Here is a 15,962-nt window from a genome sequence, read left to right on the forward strand (position 1 = left end):
CGGACCCTCACTGCTTCTTCGGGTTGTGGGTGGTTTCCTTCACCGGCAGGTCGACCGTGATGGGGTCGGCCTTCTCGAAGCGCAGCTCGACGGAGACCTTCTCGCCCTGCTTGGGCATCTGCTTGAGCTTCATGAACATGATGTGGTTGCCGCCGCGTTCGAGATCCAGCTCGCCGCCCGCCGGCACCTCGAACGATTCGACCTCGCGCATCTGCTGGTTCTTCGTCTCGTGGATCGTGACGTCGTCGGAGAGCGGGCTGGTCACCGAGGTGAGCCGGTCGGCGGTGGACCCGCTGTTCTGTACGACGAGGAAGCCGGCGGCCATGTCGCTGACGGGCTGCGGCATGAAGGCGCCGATGACCTTCAGTTCGGGCTCGCCGCTGTCCGTGGAGCACCCCGCCAGCGTCAGCCCCGTGGTGAGGGCGAGGACGGCGGCGAGGGTGGTGCGGCGGTTCACGGGTTCTCCCCCTTGATCAGCTTGGGGAGGTCCTTGGCGTACTCCTCGGCGGTGGTGTCCTCGCCGTACAGCACGTATCCGCCGTCCGTCTTCGGCGAGAAGGCGACGACCTGCGCCCCGTGCATCGAGACGGGCTTGCCGTCCTTGTCCTTCGTCGCCGGCTCGATGCCGATGCCGATCTGCCGCGCGCCCGCCTGGATGGTGGGGAAGTCGCCGGTGAGGCCGGTGAAGGTGGGGTCCTGGGCCTTGAGCCACTTGCCGAGCGAGGCCGGTGTGTCGCGCTCGGGGTCGGTGGTGACGAAGACGACCTGGAGCTTCTCCTGGTCGGCCTTGGGCAGGTCCCGCTTGGCGATGGAGATGTTGCTCATGGTCAGCGGGCAGACGTCGGGGCAGTTGGTGTAGCCGAAGTAGATGAGCGTCGGCTTGCCCTTGGTCACCTCGCGGAAGTCGTACTCCTTGCCGTTCGTGTCGGTGAGGACGAGGTTCGGCTTGGTGAACGGCTGGTCGAGCACGGTCGCGGCCTTGGTCTTCGGTGAGGCCTCGACATCGGCGATCGACGAGGACTCCGTCGTGCTGTCGCCGGTACCGCAGGCCGAGAGGGCCAGTGCGGCCGCCGCGACGAACGCCACGGCCGTCACTGCTTTTCTGTTGCGCATGAAGGGGTGTCCTGAACGTGGTGCGGGTGGTGGGGCCGGCGGTCCGGGCCGTACGCGTACGCCGTACGGCCCGGACCGGGTGGATCAGGCCGTACGGCGGCGGCCGGCGAGCACGCCGAAGGCGACGCCCGCGATGCCGACGAGGATGCCGATGATGCCCAGCGTGCGGGCCGTGGTGTCGCTGGAGGAGGAGGACGCGGCGTGCGTCTCCTTCGTGTCACCCTCGGCCGAGGCGGCCTTGTCGTCGGCCGCGTGGTCGTCACCGGCCTCGTCGGCCGCGCCGCCGCCGTGGTGGTCGTCGGTCGCGGCGGACAGGGCCAGGACCGGTGCCGGGCTGTCGGGCTCCTCGCCGCCGGCCTTCGGCTCCTCGATCCAGCGGACGACTTCCTTGTTGTCGTACGTCTGGATGGCCTTGAAGACCAGCTGGTCGGCGTCCTCGGGAAGCTGGCCGACGGAGACCGGGAACTGCTGGAAGTAGCCGGGCGCGATCTTGGAGCCGTCGGCGGTCCAGGTCACCTTGGTGACGGCCTCGGTGATCTTCCGGCCGTGCACCTCGAGGGGCTTGTCGAGCTTGCCCTTGGTGATCTGGATCTTCCAGCCCGGCACGGCCTCCGGGGTGACGGAGGAGAGCGGGTGCTCGGCCGGGAAGTTCACTTCGAGCTTGACCGTGGAGGCCTGGTCCCGCTCGTTGGGGACCTTGAAGTTGAGGGTGGCGTAACCGCCCTTGGCGGCCTCGCCCTGCGGCTGGACGCTGACGTGCGCGGCGGCGGGACCGGCGAGCAGCAGGACGGAGGAGGCGGCGACGCCGGCGGCGATGGCGGTACGGGAAAGGTTCATGGCGGAATCACTCCACGGAGGAAGAGGGATACGGGACGGGGAACACGCTGGTCCGGCGCGCGGGTGCGACGGCGGCACGACACCTCGTCCGGTCCGTGAGGGATCCGGCCATGCCCGCGTGAGCCGTCCCTGAGGGACCGCCCGGTGGGGACGGTCGGCGTTCGGGTACGGCGGTGGGCGCAGGTGTCGCGTCAGGCTGCGAGGGCGTACGGGGCCGGAGGCCCGCGCCTGATCACCAGGTGGTCCAGCGGACCTTCGGTGGCCGGTACCGGGTCGTCGTCGGCCGTACGCAGAGGGCGCGGGCCGCTCGCGAGCTGCTCACGCGCTCCGGCGCGCAGGGCGCGTACGAGCGCGAGCGCGGCGCGCAGGGAGCGCAGCCGGGCGCCGGCCGCGAGCGCCTGGGCGCCGTGCGCGGAGAGACGGGCCACCCGGAAGAGGGCGGCCTCGCCGCGCCGCAGCAGCCAGCCGGCGGCGAGCGCGGCCAGCAGGTGGGCCAGGAACATCGGCAGACCCGGCAGCAGCGCGACCACCGAGGCGTACGCCGACACCAGGCCCGGCCCGCCGTCCGGCGCCGCCGCGGTGGCGCCCGAGGCGAGGTGGCCGTGGCCCGCGACCGTGGAGGGGTCGATGCCCGCCGTGGTGACGATGCGGTGGGCGTCGGCGGCGTCCAACTGCCCCGGCCCGCCACCGCACACCAGCCCGGCGGCGAAGCGGATCAGCGGATTCTCACCGCTGCCCCGGGGCGCGGCGGCGACGGCCTGCGCGCTGCCATGGCTGCCGTAGGCGAAGAGGACGTGCAGAGCGAGCTGGCCGCCCGCCAGCGCACCCGCGATCGACGGCAGGGAGCGTTCCCGTCCGGCGAGGACGGAGGCCACGGCGAGGACGCCGAGGAATCCGGCGAGCAGGGTCCAGGCGGGCACCGGCGCACCGGCCGCGAACGCGTGTCCCGCCGCGGACAGCACGACACAGACCGCGGTGAAGACCGCGGCCCTCATGAGCCGCAGACCGGCTCCGGCGTGTGCGACAGGCGTGGACATGGCCGGAACATCATCGCACTGGACACCCCTGGGCGGTACGGCAGGTCCCAAACATCAGCCTCCGTCCGCAAGCGCGCTTGTTGCGGCTGTTAGCGGGGGATGTACGGAGTGTGGACGATCTTCTTCCGGAACCTGCCCGGCTTCCGTGGTGGAGGCCATACACCGGTGCGCGGAATATCCGCATCCGCCGAATGAGGGCTCTCACAGCCGATCCGTGCTTACGAAGTGCCTTGTGCGGCAATACGTATCGGTACGTCGAGCCGCAGCCAGGAGGCTGGAGCATGAGCATCTGGTGGTCACTCCATTTGCGGCGCGAAGCTGCGAGCGTTCCGCTCGCCCGTCGTTTTCTGCTCGGCACCATGGAAACCGCGGGGGTGGATCCGGACATCTCCTTCGACCTGTCGGTCGCGCTCAGCGAGGCCTGTGCCAACGCCGTCGAACACGGCGGCGACCGGTCGGGCCTCGATGAGCAAGGGGATCACGGACCCGGAAAGCCTCCGGAGGACTCCGGGCAGTACCGGGTCACGGCCTATCTGGACGGCGAGAAATGCCGTATCGAGGTGGCCGACTCGGGGCCGGGCTTCCCCGCCCGGCGCGCGCTTCGCCCCGCCGCGCACACCGAACACGCGGAGCACATCGAGAAGACCCGGGGCGCCGAGCCCGTCGGCGCCCAGCCCACGTTCGCCCCGTACATCCCGTGCGTCGCCGAGAGCGGCCGCGGACTGGACCTCATCGAGCAGCTCGCCGACCACGTCCAGTTCGGCAACCGGCCGGGCCGGGGCGCGGTGGTCAGCTTCGACAAGGTCCTGAAATGGCGGGAGGGCGCGCTGCTCATGGTGTGAGCGGCGCGCCCTCCGACGCCGTACGTACGGTCGTGGGTCAGCCCTTCAGCTGGGCCATCCACGCCTCGACCTCGTCGGCCCGGCGCGGCAGCTTGTCGGAGAGGTTCCGGTTGCCGTCCTCGGTGACCAGGATGTCGTCCTCGATCCGGACGCCGATGCCGCGGTACTCCTCGGGCACGGTCAGGTCGTCGGCCTGGAAGTACAGGCCCGGCTCCACGGTCAGGCAGACGCCCGGCTCCAGGACGCCGTCGACGTACGCCTCGGTGCGCGCGACGGCGCAGTCGTGGACGTCCATGCCGAGCATGTGGCCGGTGCCGTGCAGGGTCCAGCGGCGCTGGAGGCCGAGTTCCAGGACCTTGTCCACGGACAGGTCGCCGAGCAGGCCCCACTCCACGAGCTTCTCCGCGAGCACACGCTGCGAGGCGTCGTGGAAGTCGCGGAAGGAGGCACCGGGCTTCACGGCGGCGATGCCCGCCTCCTGGGCCTCGTACACCGCGTCGTAGATCGTGCGCTGGAGGGGCGAGAACGTGCCGTTGATCGGCAGGGTGCGCGTCACGTCGGCGGTGTAGAGGTCGTTCGTCTCCACGCCGGCGTCCAGGAGCAGCAGCTCGCCGGCGCGGACGGCGCCGTCGTTGCGGACCCAGTGGAGGGTGGTGGCGTGCGGTCCGGCGGCGCAGATCGAGCCGTAGCCGATGTCGTTGCCCTCGATGCGGGCGCGGAGGAAGAACGTTCCCTCGATGAAGCGCTCGCTGGTCGCCTCGGCCTTGTCCAGGCTCCTGACGACGTCCTCGAAGCCGCGCGCGGTGGCGTCGCAGGCCTTCTGCAGCTCGGCGATCTCGAAGGCGTCCTTCACGAGGCGGGCCTCGGAGAGGTAGACGCGCAGCTCCTCGTCGCGCTCGGCGGTCACCTTGTCGGTGAGCGCGGCCTCGATGGCGGCGTCGTGGCCGCGGACGTTGCGGACCGGGCCGGAGGCCTCGGCCAGCGCGGCGGCGATCTCGCGGACGTCCTTCGCGGGGATGCCCAGCAGCTGCTCGGCCTCGGCGAGGGAGTGGCGGCGGCCGACCCACAGCTCGCCCTGGCCGTCCAGCCAGAACTCGCCGTTCTCCCGGTTCGAGCGCGGCAGCAGGTAGATCGTGGCCCGGTGGCCGCTGTCGCCGGCCGGCTCCAGGACGAGGACGCCGTCCTGGGTCTGGTCACCCGTGAGGTACGCGTACTCGGTGGAGGCGCGGAAGGCGTACTCGGTGTCGTTGGAGCGGGTCTTCAGGTTGCCCGCGGGGATCACGAGACGCTCGCCGGGGAAGCGCGCGGAGAGCGCGGCGCGGCGGGCGGCGGTGTGCGCGGCCTGGGCGATCGGTTCGAGCCCGTGCAGCTCGGTGTCGGCCCAGCCCGACTTCATGTTCTCGGCAAGCTCGTCGGAGACACCCGGGTACAGGCCGTTCTTCCGCTGCTTGATCGGCTCCGCCGCTTCGTTCTCCTCGGTCTCCTGCTCCGGGGTCTCCGGGATGAGCTCCTCAGACACGATTTGTCTCTCCTTGTTACGACACTGGACCATCACCCATCGTACGGGCGTACGAAAGGGGTCCCAGGGCCGAAAGACCTGTTACCGAGGAGGTCATTCGAAGTGCGCGGCGAGGAGGACCACGTCCTCGGTGGAGCCGCTCCGGTCGAGCCCGTCGGGCAGCACCGTGCGCAGGACGTGGTCGGCGACGGCCTCCGGATCGTGCCGGCTCGCCTTCGGTACGGAGGCGGCGGCGGAGTGCAGCCGGGCGAAGGCGCGGTCCATCGCGTCGCCGGTGCGGCGCAGCAGCCCGTCGGTGTAGAGAAGCACCGTTTCTCCGGGCGCCGGCGAGAACTCCACGCTCGGCGCCTCCCAGCAGGCGAGCATCCCCAGCGGCGCGGAGAGCGTGGTCTCGACGTACTCGCAGCGCCGCTCGCCGAGCACCAGCGGCGGGGTGTGCCCGGCCCCGGCGAGCACGACCTTGCGGGCGGCGGGCTCGCAGTAGGCGAACAGGGCGGTGGCGGTCCGCGCGGGCTCGGTCAGCCGGAGCAGGAGTTCCAGATCGGAGAGTACGGCGACGGGGTCCTCGCCCTCCATCACGGCGTACGCCCGCAGGCTCGCGCGCAGTCGGCCCATGGCGGCCATGGCGCTCGGCCCCGATCCGCCGACCGAGCCGACCGCGAGGCCGAGCGCGTGGTCCGGGAGCGGCAGCGCGTCGTACCAGTCGCCGCCGCCCTGGGGGCCGGTCCGGTGCCGGGCCGCGAGCTGGACGCCGGGGATGCGGGGCAGCCGGCTGGGCAGCAGCTCCTCGGCGACGGTCGCGATGTCGGCGCGGGCGCGCTCCAGCTCGATCAGGCGGGCCAGGTGCTCGGTGGCGTACCGCGCGTACAGGCCGACGAGGCGGCGCTGCTTCTCCGAGGGCTCGCCGGGTTCGTCGTAGAGCCAGAGGGCCGCGCCGAGCCGTCCGGCGGCCTCGGAGGCGAGCGGCAGGGCGTAGCCGGCGGCGTAGCCGAGGCGGGTGGCGACCTCGCGGTGGCGGGGGTCCAGGTCGGGGTCGCCGAGCAGGTCGGGGGTGGCGATGCCGTCCGCGGTGCCGGGCCGCCCGTCGAGGACGCGGCCCAGGGCGGTGGCGTCGCGTTCCACGGTCTCGATGTGCCCGAGGTCCGCGTGGCTGAGGCCGAGGCCGAGGGTGGTGGACGGCATCGCGTGGTCGCCCGCCGGTTCCAGGACGAGGAGGCCGCGACGGGCGCCGACGAGGGCGGCTCCGGCGTGCAGCAGCTCGTTCAGGGCGGCGTCCAGGGTGGTGGTGGAGGCCAGCCGCTCGGTGAGTTCGTGGAGGGTCGTGAGATCGGAGACCCAGCCCGCGAGCCGGTCCTGGATGAAGGCCCCGGGCGCTGCCGGGACCTCTCTCAGCGGAGCGGCAGTCTGCGTTGAAACCGGAACTTCTGGATCGATTCCAGCCACTTTCGGCAGGTGTGGGGCGCTCATGGCAGCCAGCTTTCCGGCCGGTGCGATTCGTCGAATAGCATCGCAAACCCCCATGTGATTCTGCGCCACTATCAAGGCATCCACATGTACACGCACAAGTAACCCGATGTCCAGCATTGTCCCCTGGAGCCTCGCCGGATTCGCTCCTCTCCAGTGTCAGTCAAGTTGGCTGAAAAATGCACCCTCCGGCGGCTATTTGCGATCGACTGGGGCCGTTCAGCAAGGCTCCACCAGGGGTGCCCCGGGGACGAAATCCCAGGGGCGGCGTCAGTCCGGGCAGGCTGGGTACGTAATCGACGATGCTCGGGGCAGACGCCCACGGGCGGATGTGATCGCTCAGGAACCTGACAGCGGGTCCGGACGTCCTTACCCGTGACTGTCGCGATCAAGTGACGGTCACGCCTCCGCCCCACGCGGCGGGGGTTCGGGCCCGGCCGGCAGTCACGCGGCACCCGTGGCGGGCGCCCCCGGCTCCACGCAGCTCGGCACCACCCCAGATCGGTTCCACTCGGATCGGTTCCACTCGGCTCGGCTCGGCTCACGCTCGGTACCGAAGGCACGCCCGTACCCCGTACCACAGCCTGATGAGCACGTACGCACAGCGAAGAGACGCACGCGATGTCCCACCCGCGTGGCGTCATGTGGACTCGGCGTTCAACGGAAAGGAACGAGCGCTCATGCGCGAGATCCTCGGAAGGCGACGCAGGCTCCGGCTCCGGCGCAAGGAGGGTGCCGCCCGGCTCGACGCGGCCCTGACCTTCGCCACCGCATGGCAGTGGCCCGTGCTCCCCGGAGCCGGGACCGCGCCGGCCGCCCTGCGCGACGGGCGTGGCCTCGGCTGCGCCTGCCCCGACCCCGACTGCGCCGTTCCCGGCGCGCACCCCTTCGAACCTGGACTGCTGGCGGCCACCACGGACGAGCGCATGGTGCGCTGGTGGTGGACCAACCGCCCGGCCGCCCCGGTGATGCTGGCGACCGGCGGCCGGGCGCCGTGCGCGGTGAGCCTGCCCGCGCTGGCCGGTGCGAGAGCTCTGGTCGCGCTGGACCGCATGGGCATGCGGCTGGGCCCCGTCGTGGCGACGCCGACCCGGTGGTCGCTGCTGGTGGCTCCGTACACGCTGGAGCGGCTCGGCGAGCTGCTGTACAGCAAGGACTGGGTGCCCAGCTCGCTCCGGTTCCACGGTGAGGGCGGCTATCTCGTGCTGCCGCCCTCCGAGATCGGCACGGGCCAGGTGCGCTGGGAGCGGCCCCCCGCACCCTCGGCGGCCGTCCCTTCGCCTCCGGTCTTCCGCCGGGCCCCGAAGGGCGGCGGCGCTCCTGAGGCCGCGCCCTGGCTCCCGGACGTCGAGGCGGTCCTGGACGCGCTGGTCGTGGCGAGCACCAGCGCCCCGGACGGCGGCAGCCGGCTGGCGTACTAGCCGGTGTGACCGCGTGCGGGCCGGTGTCACGGGCCCGGCTCTCACTCGTACGGGTGTGAGCCGGGCCCGTATGCGCGGTGAACGGGAGCCGGACGGCCCGGCCGCGCGCCCCGCGTCGATATCGTCGCCTCCTGATGCGTACCTGCTTATGCGCGATATCCGCGGTGGTGCGCGCGGTCGGCAAGGGGGCCACCATGAATCTCCGCATGATCGGTCTCACGGCGGCCGTCGCGTTCGCGTGCCTCATTCCGATCGTTGCTTCCGCAGATCCTGGAGGCTCCTCGGACGGGGTTTCGGCAGGCGGGGAATCGGCGGACAGTTCATCAGAAAGCCGTGAAAAGAAGCTTTCTGATGAACTGTCCGCCGACAAAACCGGTTCCTCTTCTCCGCCGCTGTCGGCATCACCATCGAAAAGGGGTGTCGAGAACGCGGCCCGGTGCGGTCCTGAGGTGGTCGCGCCGGAGGGCGTCGAGGCGCAGACCTGTGTCATGACCGGGGGCGGTGAGACCTGGGCGCGCGCCTACCACCGCAACACCTCCGGCGGAGAGCTCCGTTCCGTACTCACCCTGATGGGACCGGGCGGGCGGACCGTGGAGCTGCACTGCGTCCTCGCGGCCGACGACGAGCCGGGCAGCTGCGAGACTCCGCGAAGCGCCTCGGCGGGTGATCCGGACGACTATGCGGCGGTGGCGGAGTACGCCGGCGCGGGGCCGGTGGAGGAGGCGCCGCTGCTGCTCCGCGCCGGATCGCATCGTGCGCCGGGCGCATCGGGGTGAGCCGGAGTGAGTCCGGCGGCGCGTCCCGAAGCGGCCGGCCGGAGCGGTCCGAGGCCGGAAACGCAGACGCCCGGTCGCTGGCGACGGGGGATGCACCAGCGACCGGGCTTCTAGAACGGTAACAAGAGATCTGCCGTTCGCAAATTCGATCTGGCCTACAGGGGCGCCGATTTACTTGTGAGTACGGCGAGTTGTGACACGGGTCACCGGCTCGGAGCGGGCGTCGCCGGGGCTCCGGCAGGACCCCGGCACAGCGTCCGCAAGGTCAGCTGAGCGTCACCTGGCGGTTGGTGAGACCGCCGCGGGCCCGGCGCTCCTCGGCGGTGAGCGGGGCGTCGGAGGCGAGCGCCGTCGCCAGCCGCTCGGCGAACGCGACGGCGGGCTTCTCGCATGCCTCGGCCCCCATCGAGGTCGGCAGGTCCCAGACGGGAACGACCAGACCGTGCGCCCGGAACGAGCCGACCAGCCGGGTGTCCTCGCCCAGCGAGGAGGTGCCGGCGGCGTGCAGCCGGGCGAGCGCGTCGAGGAGCTGCTCCTCGGGGTGCGGCATGACCCAGCGCAGGTGGTTCTTGTCCGGGGTCTCGCACCAGTACGCGGCGTCGACGCCGGAGAGCAGCACCGTCGGGATCGCGGCGGCGTTCGCGCGCTCCAGGGAGGCGGCCACCTCGGGGGTGGCGTTCTCCGCGTCCGGCACCCAGAACTCGAAGCCGGTGTGGACGACCGGCTCGAACGCGGCCTCCGGGTCGAGCAGATCCTGCAGCCGAGGCCCGTCGGCTGGTACGCGGCGGGCGGTGACCGGGGTGCCGGGCTCGACCTCCAGCGCACGCTGGAGCGTGTCCGCGAGGTCGCGGCTGAGGTCGCCGGAGGAGGTGTCGTTCTGCAGGGCGAGGAGGACGGAGCCGTCGTCGCGGCGCAGCGCGGGCCAGGCCATCGGCAGGACGGTCGCGAGCGTCACCGACGGAACGCCCTCGGGCAGCCCGCCCTTCAGCGTCAGCTCGACCGTGGCGGCGGGCACCAGCTCGCGCAGGGCGACCCAGTCGCTCTCGCCCGCGAGTCCCTCGAACGGGCGGTGCACCAGCTCGGTCACGGCCTGGGCGGCGGCGCGTCCGTGACACGCCTTGTATCGGCGGCCCGAACCGCACGGGCAGGGCTCACGGGCCCCGACGACCGGGATCTCACCGTCCTTGAGCTGCTGCTTCCCGGCCTTGGTCTGAGGGCGCTTCTTGGCCATGGTGGGCATTCTCCCGATTGCGACAGTGCGGTCTCGGCGCGAGCCTAGCGGCCCGCGAGACCCTCGCCGGACACCCGCCCACCGCGGCCCTCGCCGCCGGAGGTGGCCGGCTGAGCCCGCCTCAGCTCAAGGAGTCAGCTCTGCGGCCCGCGTCACCTCACGGCATCGACTCCACGGCCCGGGTCAGCTCGCGTCGTCGAGGATGTCGGAGAAGTCGAGCCCTTCGAACCCGGTGAGTCCGCCGACCGCGCCGAGCTCGGGCGGCTTGGGGCAGGGGACGTGGGCCCAGACGGTGACCTCGCCGGACGAGTCGTCCCGTACGCCCCACTCCTGCGCCAGCGCGCTGATGATGTTGAGCCCGCGCCCGCCGCGTGCGGTCACCGAAGGGGTGGCGGGAACGGGACGGGTCGGACCGCCGCCGTCCGTGACCTCCACGGTCAGACCGCCACCTGTGTCCACGCGCCACGCGGCCCGGATGTCGCCGTCACCGACATCCGTGTGCCGCCCCAGCGGCCTGCCGTGCCGGCAGGCGTTGCTGAGCAGTTCGGAAAGAATGAGAACGGCGTCGTCCACGACCGCGTCCGACACCCCGTTGCCGCGCAACTGCTCACGCATCCGGTGCCGTGCCTGCCCCACGCCGGCAGGGCCATGGGGAACGGCCATGCTCGACGACGCAGGCACCTCTTGTGCCACCACCAACGCCACCCCCGAGACCTCCTTTGCCCCACGCCACGGGTTGGATGCCCCACTGAGCTGCGCCGGAAACCGGCCAAGGCACTGCTGGTGGCGCACTCGCGACGACCGAACGCGCAGCGAATGCGCCGGTGTACTCCCCGTCACGAGGGTGCGCGGGTGTTCCGCGTGCCTGTTATGTGGCTGATGGGTACTAAATGCGGCCCAGTTGGGACAGCACCTGCTTCGGCCGGTTGGTGATGATGGCTTCGACACCGAGTTCGGCGCAGAGCTCCACGTCCACCGGTTCGTTCACCGTCCACACGTGCACCTGGTGGCCCGCCCGGTGCAGCCGCTCGACGTATCCGGGGTGGCTGCGCACGATCCGCATGCCGGGTCCGGCGATCCGGGAACCGGCGGGCAGCCGTCCGTCGCGCAGCCGGGGCGAGACGAACTGCATCAGGTAGACCGTCGGCAGCGCGGGTGCGGCGGCCTGGACGCGGTGCAGGGAGCGGCCGGAGAAGCTCATGATCCGGATGGGGGAGGGCTCGTCGGGCGGCGGCGTGGCCAGCTCGAAGCGGTTCAGCAGGTTCAGGAGCCGCTCCTCGACCTGTCCGGCCCAACGGGTGGGGTGCTTGGTCTCGATGGCCAGCTGGAGCGGCCGCCCGGCGGCCCGTACCTCGGTGAAGAGCTCCAGGAGCCGTTCCAGCGTGAGTACGGAGGTGAGCTCGCCCGGCACCGGATCCCAGTCCGGCGACTCCTCACGGTCCTTCCAGGAGCCGAAGTCCAGGGCGGCGAGGTCGGCGAGCTCCAGGGCGGAGACGGCGCCGCGCCCGTTCGACGTACGGTTCACGCGGCGGTCGTGCACGCAGACGAGGTGGCCGTCGGCGGTCAGCCGGACGTCGCACTCCAGGGCGTCGGCGCCGTCCTCGATCGCCTTGCGGTAGGCGGCCAGGGTGTGTTCGGGAGCGTCGTCGGACGCCCCGCGGTGGGCGACGACCTGGATGGAGGCGTGCGGGCTGCGCTGCCGTGCGTGGGTCACCCGGGCCATGGTGTCACCGCTGAGGGGGTAGGCGAACCATGTCACCGTGGGAGGACCGTTTTGTCTGATGTAAAGATTGGTGTGCGGATGCACAGGTCCTGCTTACAGTGGCCCGACGCGCTGTGGGAAAAGCTGACCGCAGACACGTGCACAGCGGATTTCTTGCCGAATGCCGACCGGATGCCGAGTGGAACCGAGGAGTAGAGAGCTGTGAGCACCGAGAACGAGGGCACCGAGGGCAACGCGGTACCGGCCGTGCCGTCCGTTCCGCCCGCACCTCCCGTGCCGGCCACCACTCCCGAGCCGAAGACCGCTCCGACCGCTTCCGAGCCGACGACCGCTCCGACGGCGGACGGCGTACGCGGCGAGGCCGAGGACGGCGCCGGTACGGAGACGACCTCGCCGGCAACCCCACCGGCGGCCCCCACGACGCCTCCCGCACCGTCCACCCCGGCGCACACGGACGCCCCGCGCCACACGCCCACGGCCCAGGGCACCCCGGCGCACTCGCCCACGCACCAGGCCCCTCCGGCGCACCAGCCCACGCACCAGACCGCTCCGGCGCACCAGGCCACCCCGCAGGACGCCGCGCCGCACTCCGGCGGGCACCAGGCCGCTCCGGCGTACGCGGGCGGGCCCACGCACCACCAGCCCGAACCCCACACCCCTCAGCACCCCCACCAGCCCCCGCACGCCCCGTACGCGGCGGCGCCCGAGCCCCCCGCGGGCGCCTCCTCCTGGCCCCCGCCTCCGCCCGCGGTCCCGTCGTACGCGAGCGGCGGCGCGGCCCACACGCCCGGCGGCGGCATCGGCAACGGCGGTGGCAACGGCCCGGTCTGGGGCGCCCCGCAGCCCGGCCACGACCCCTCCCACAGCAACGGCACCGGAAAGCGCCGGGGCGCGGGTGGTCTGGTCGCGGCGGTCGCGGTGGCGGCCCTGGTCGCGGGCGGGATCGGCGGCGCACTCGGCTTCTGGGCCGCCGACCGCAACGACAACGGCTCCTCCGGCAGTTCGACCACCGTCTCCGCGTCGGACAGCCCGAGGGACCTCAAGCGCCCGGCGGGCACGGTGGCCGGCGTCGCGGCGAAGGCGCTCCCGAGCGTGGTCACGATCGACGCGCAGGGCGGCGACGGCGAGGGCGGCACGGGTACGGGCTTCGTGTACGACAAGGAGGGCCACATCCTCACCAACAACCACGTGGTGGCCTCCGCGGCGGAGTCCGGCGAGCTGTCGGCGACGTTCTCCGACGGCAAGAAGTACGCGGCCGAGGTGGTCGGCCGGGCCCAGGGCTACGACGTGGCCGTACTGAAGCTGAAGAACCCGCCGGCGGGCCTGGCACCGCTCCCGCTCGGCAACTCCGAGAGCGTGGCGGTCGGCGACTCCACGATCGCGATCGGCGCCCCGTTCGGCCTCTCCAACACGGTCACGACGGGCATCATCAGCGCGAAGAACCGCCCGGTCGCCTCCGGGGACGGCTCCAGCAACAAGAACTCGTACATGAGCGCCCTGCAGACCGACGCCTCGATCAACCCGGGCAACTCCGGCGGCCCGCTCCTGGACGCCACGGGCGCGGTGATCGGCATCAACTCCGCGATCCAGTCGACGGGCGGCGGCCTCGGCCAGTCCCAGGCCGGCTCGATCGGCCTCGGCTTCGCGATCCCGATCAACCAGGCGAAGAACGTCGCCGAACAGCTGATCAAGACGGGCAAGCCGGTCTACCCGGTGATCGGCGCGACGGTCTCCATGGAGGAGAAGACGGGCGGCGCCGAGATCTCCCCCGAGGGCGCCGGCAGCACCCCCTCCGTCACCCCGAACGGCCCGGCGGCCAAGGCGGGCCTCAAGGCGGGCGACGTGATCACCAAGTTCAACGACACCGTGATCGACAGCGGCCCCACCCTCATCGGCGAGATCTGGACCCGCAAGCCCGGCGAGAAGGTGACCCTGACGTACGAACGCGACGGCAAGTCGTCCACCGCCGAAGTCACCCTGGGCCAGCGCGAGGGCGACAGCTGACCGGCTAGGCTGTCCTACGCGTCGCACCGGCCCTTCGGGACCCTGACGGCCCATCGGCCATCACGGCCCGGGCCGCCGACGCGGGGTGGGTTGCCCGAGCGGCCTAAGGGAACGGTCTTGAAAACCGTCGTGGCAGCGATGTCACCGTGGGTTCAAATCCCACACCCACCGCAGCAGGTCAGAGAAGCTGCTGACCAGAAGGGGTGCCCCGACCAGGGGCACCCCTTTGTCGTGGGGTCCTGCTCTCACTCTGAACCGCCTGTGTGCCGTTTTGGATCATGGTGTGTGGACCAGGCGTGGACCACGAACAGCCCCTCCTTCCCCCTGCTGGGCCAGCGGTGACGTGTTGTCCGTTTTCGCAGCTGCTGTCAGTTGCCGTCCCTACGATGAAGGGCGCTAACCGACGGCGGAGAGGGATGGCGATGGCCAGGGTGCTGCCCACGAAGAAGACTGAGCGTGCGGGAGTGAATGAATTTCGCGCGCTTATGGAATCTGCTGGCCATATCGTCGAAGAGATTGATGGCGGAAACGACTATGGGGAGGACTGCTACCTGAGCTTTACGCAGAATGGGGAGAGGACCGGCGACATCGTCGCGGTTCAGGTGAAGAGCGGCACGACGTACCGCCGGTCAGGCGGCTACGGAATTTCATGTCGAGAGCACGTGCAGGATTGGACTCGGAGCCGTATCCCCGTGATTGGCGTTGTGTACGACCCGGATCTCAAGAAACTCTTCTGGGTCAATCTTACGGGGTTTCTGCTCCGTGAAGTGGAGCAGGGGAAGAAGCCGAAGAGTGTTCCGGTTGCCGAGACGGCAATGCTGGATATTGACACAGTGGAATCCGCGGTGCTGCGTATCCGTAGTTTCATTTCCAAGAATGATCGGGTGAGGTCGATCGAGCTCGGGTTTTTGCAAAGTGTCAGTCGCAAAATAAGTCGGCTGAAGAATCGCAACTTCAATGATATAGATCGAACGCCTGTCGGTGGCATTCCGTACGAGATGGCCAGCGACTCGGTCGACTTTCGCGAGCGGCATCCCGGGTTCCACCCTGCTCTGGTGAAGTGGCTGTCCGTAAGTGCAATCGTGGTTCTCTTGGCCATGATGGCGCCCAGTCTGTTCGAGGTTGTCGAAAGTGATGGTCACGTCTCATGGCTGTGGAACGGATGGATGTGGCTAGTTTGCTACTACGGAACTCTGGCATATCTCCTGGCGGTGAGCGGAAAAGATCCACACAAGAGGCGGGCAAGAATTCTACGATGGGGGGCGTTTTCTCTGATCTGCTCTGGCTGGTACGTGGGTCTGGCGCATCAGACTTCTGCATGGTCGGCGAATCCGGTATTCGAATGGATCTTCGTGCATCAGATGCCCGTGGTTGCGAAAGCTGTACTCCTGTATCTGACCAGCTTCTATGTGAGGCTGGAGATTGATAGAAGGCGAAGGCTTAAGCTGGCCTATCCTCAAGGTGTTCCCGAGGAAGGATGACGTGTTGCTGCCCGGTGCCAAAGGGGATGTCGAGCGACTCGGATCCCTTCTTGACCGTAGGTCGGAACGGTGGCTCATCAGCTGCGCGTCTGATTCGTATAGACAGCTCATTGTTCCCGTCCTCAATCTTGTCGGCGAACTTCAGGTGTTCGCCGTGCGGGATTCCCCAGATTGGCTCTTTCGAGAAATTATATTCGAGTCCGCTACTCTCGATAAACTTGGCGACACTCCTGAAGTCATGCCATTCCTTCGCCGCACTCTTCAGGATTTTCGTTCGGTCGCTCATTTGTTCGCGCCCTGTGAAATGATGAAATATCTTGATCACGTCTGCAGCCTGATGTCCGGCCCCTGCGAAACTCCAAAAGTTGATCGGTGTCGTTGGAGAGCTGGCGAAGCGTAAATGCTCCACAGTGCGGGCAATAGTTGGTGCCGGGCGAGCTTTTGCGACGCTATTCAAGTAGATGTTGACGAGTTCGCCAATTCTCACCCTCCGTGGGCCGGCTGCGACGGCAGG

General features: G+C 70.1%; 15 protein-coding genes and 1 tRNA gene. 6 read left to right on the forward strand and 10 right to left on the reverse strand.

What is annotated here, in order from left to right; all coding sequences use genetic code 11:
• Positions 1-7: 7 nt before the first annotated feature.
• The 4 genes from ACQP09_RS17555 to ACQP09_RS17570 all read right to left on the reverse strand — a co-directional run bounded on the left by ACQP09_RS17555 (position 8) and on the right by ACQP09_RS17570 (position 2,987).
• Positions 8-457, reverse strand: a complete 450-nt coding sequence (locus ACQP09_RS17555) for a copper chaperone PCu(A)C (protein WP_433400633.1) — start codon at positions 455-457, stop codon at positions 8-10.
• The gene (locus ACQP09_RS17560; protein WP_433400636.1) at positions 454-1,113 is read right to left on the reverse strand and encodes an SCO family protein; all 660 of its coding nucleotides are present in this window, start codon (positions 1,111-1,113) and stop codon (positions 454-456) included. Before ACQP09_RS17560 ends, ACQP09_RS17555 begins: the two co-directional genes overlap by 4 nt.
• A gap of 84 nt (positions 1,114-1,197) precedes the next feature.
• Positions 1,198-1,950: a YcnI family copper-binding membrane protein gene (locus tag ACQP09_RS17565; protein WP_433400638.1), complete on the reverse strand. Its 753-nt coding sequence runs from the start codon at positions 1,948-1,950 to the stop codon at positions 1,198-1,200.
• Between the two features lie 191 nt (positions 1,951-2,141).
• Positions 2,142-2,987, reverse strand: coding sequence for a hypothetical protein (locus ACQP09_RS17570; protein WP_433400641.1), 846 nt, complete (start codon positions 2,985-2,987; stop codon positions 2,142-2,144).
• Positions 2,988-3,268: 281 nt separating this feature from the next.
• Here ACQP09_RS17570 and ACQP09_RS17575 point away from each other — a divergent pair, with 281 nt between their 5' ends.
• A complete protein-coding gene (locus ACQP09_RS17575) occupies positions 3,269-3,829 on the forward strand; it encodes an ATP-binding protein (RefSeq protein WP_432149381.1) in 561 nt (186 codons plus the stop codon).
• A gap of 37 nt (positions 3,830-3,866) precedes the next feature.
• Here the strand turns inward: ACQP09_RS17575 and ACQP09_RS17580 are convergent, their stop codons facing one another.
• Both ACQP09_RS17580 and ACQP09_RS17585 read right to left on the reverse strand, forming a co-directional pair.
• Positions 3,867-5,348, reverse strand: a complete 1,482-nt coding sequence (locus ACQP09_RS17580; RefSeq protein WP_433400644.1) for an aminopeptidase P family protein — start codon at positions 5,346-5,348, stop codon at positions 3,867-3,869.
• Positions 5,349-5,441: 93 nt separating this feature from the next.
• Positions 5,442-6,932 (reverse strand): PP2C family protein-serine/threonine phosphatase, encoded by a 1,491-nt coding sequence (locus tag ACQP09_RS17585; RefSeq protein ID WP_433400647.1) that lies wholly within the window; start codon positions 6,930-6,932, stop codon positions 5,442-5,444.
• A gap of 560 nt (positions 6,933-7,492) precedes the next feature.
• Here ACQP09_RS17585 and ACQP09_RS17590 point away from each other — a divergent pair.
• Positions 7,493-8,233, forward strand: coding sequence for a bifunctional DNA primase/polymerase (locus ACQP09_RS17590; RefSeq protein ID WP_433400650.1), 741 nt, complete (start codon positions 7,493-7,495; stop codon positions 8,231-8,233).
• 194 nt (positions 8,234-8,427) lie between these two features.
• On the forward strand, positions 8,428-9,009 hold the full coding sequence (locus tag ACQP09_RS17595) for a hypothetical protein (protein WP_433400653.1): 582 nt from the start codon (positions 8,428-8,430) through the stop codon (positions 9,007-9,009).
• A gap of 265 nt (positions 9,010-9,274) precedes the next feature.
• On the opposite strand, the gene ACQP09_RS17600 is transcribed toward ACQP09_RS17595, so the two are convergent.
• The 3 genes from ACQP09_RS17600 to ACQP09_RS17610 all read right to left on the reverse strand — a co-directional run bounded on the left by ACQP09_RS17600 (position 9,275) and on the right by ACQP09_RS17610 (position 11,963).
• On the reverse strand, positions 9,275-10,240 hold the full coding sequence (locus ACQP09_RS17600) for a DUF5926 family protein (protein ID WP_433400656.1): 966 nt from the start codon (positions 10,238-10,240) through the stop codon (positions 9,275-9,277).
• A gap of 183 nt (positions 10,241-10,423) precedes the next feature.
• Complete coding sequence (locus ACQP09_RS17605; protein ID WP_432149375.1) at positions 10,424-11,032, reverse strand: ATP-binding protein; 609 nt, start codon at positions 11,030-11,032, stop codon at positions 10,424-10,426.
• Between the two features lie 94 nt (positions 11,033-11,126).
• Entirely contained in the window at positions 11,127-11,963 is an 837-nt protein-coding gene (locus ACQP09_RS17610; RefSeq protein ID WP_433406633.1) for a glycerophosphodiester phosphodiesterase, read from the reverse strand.
• A 201-nt stretch (positions 11,964-12,164) separates the two neighbouring features.
• Between ACQP09_RS17610 and ACQP09_RS17615 the strand changes: the two genes are divergently transcribed.
• From ACQP09_RS17615 to ACQP09_RS17625, 3 genes are all read left to right on the forward strand, one after another.
• A complete protein-coding gene (locus ACQP09_RS17615; protein ID WP_433400659.1) occupies positions 12,165-13,967 on the forward strand; it encodes a trypsin-like peptidase domain-containing protein in 1,803 nt (600 codons plus the stop codon).
• Between the two features lie 84 nt (positions 13,968-14,051).
• Positions 14,052-14,138: transfer RNA gene (locus ACQP09_RS17620), tRNA-Ser, on the forward strand.
• Positions 14,139-14,383: 245 nt separating this feature from the next.
• Entirely contained in the window at positions 14,384-15,448 is a 1,065-nt protein-coding gene (locus ACQP09_RS17625) for a DUF4365 domain-containing protein (protein ID WP_433400662.1), read from the forward strand.
• On the opposite strand, the gene ACQP09_RS17630 is transcribed toward ACQP09_RS17625, so the two are convergent.
• The gene (locus ACQP09_RS17630) at positions 15,408-15,935 is read right to left on the reverse strand and encodes a hypothetical protein (protein ID WP_433400665.1); all 528 of its coding nucleotides are present in this window, start codon (positions 15,933-15,935) and stop codon (positions 15,408-15,410) included. The genes ACQP09_RS17625 and ACQP09_RS17630 overlap by 41 nt on opposite strands.
• Positions 15,936-15,962: the final 27 nt, after the last annotated feature.

The sequence above is a fragment of the Streptomyces sp. CA-146814 genome (assembly GCF_050942385.1).
Lineage (GTDB): Bacteria > Actinomycetota > Actinomycetes > Streptomycetales > Streptomycetaceae > Streptomyces.

What these genes read in the sequence shown, in the direction of transcription:
- ACQP09_RS17565 (WP_433400638.1), bottom strand. Translation starts at nt 1,950, where the DNA reads ATGAACCTTTCCCGTACCGCCATCGCCGCCGGCGTCGCCGCCTCCTCC.
- ACQP09_RS17610 (WP_433406633.1), bottom strand. Translation starts at nt 11,963, where the DNA reads ATGGCCCGGGTGACCCACGCACGGCAGCGCAGCCCGCACGCCTCCATC.
- ACQP09_RS17585 (WP_433400647.1), bottom strand. Translation starts at nt 6,932, where the DNA reads ATGCTGGACATCGGGTTACTTGTGCGTGTACATGTGGATGCCTTGATA.
- ACQP09_RS17575 (WP_432149381.1), top strand. Translation starts at nt 3,269, where the DNA reads ATGAGCATCTGGTGGTCACTCCATTTGCGGCGCGAAGCTGCGAGCGTT.
- ACQP09_RS17560 (WP_433400636.1), bottom strand. Translation starts at nt 1,113, where the DNA reads ATGCGCAACAGAAAAGCAGTGACGGCCGTGGCGTTCGTCGCGGCGGCC.
- ACQP09_RS17570 (WP_433400641.1), bottom strand. Translation starts at nt 2,987, where the DNA reads ATGTCCACGCCTGTCGCACACGCCGGAGCCGGTCTGCGGCTCATGAGG.
- ACQP09_RS17625 (WP_433400662.1), top strand. Translation starts at nt 14,384, where the DNA reads ATGGCGATGGCCAGGGTGCTGCCCACGAAGAAGACTGAGCGTGCGGGA.
- ACQP09_RS17595 (WP_433400653.1), top strand. Translation starts at nt 8,428, where the DNA reads ATGAATCTCCGCATGATCGGTCTCACGGCGGCCGTCGCGTTCGCGTGC.
- ACQP09_RS17600 (WP_433400656.1), bottom strand. Translation starts at nt 10,240, where the DNA reads ATGGCCAAGAAGCGCCCTCAGACCAAGGCCGGGAAGCAGCAGCTCAAG.
- ACQP09_RS17590 (WP_433400650.1), top strand. Translation starts at nt 7,493, where the DNA reads ATGCGCGAGATCCTCGGAAGGCGACGCAGGCTCCGGCTCCGGCGCAAG.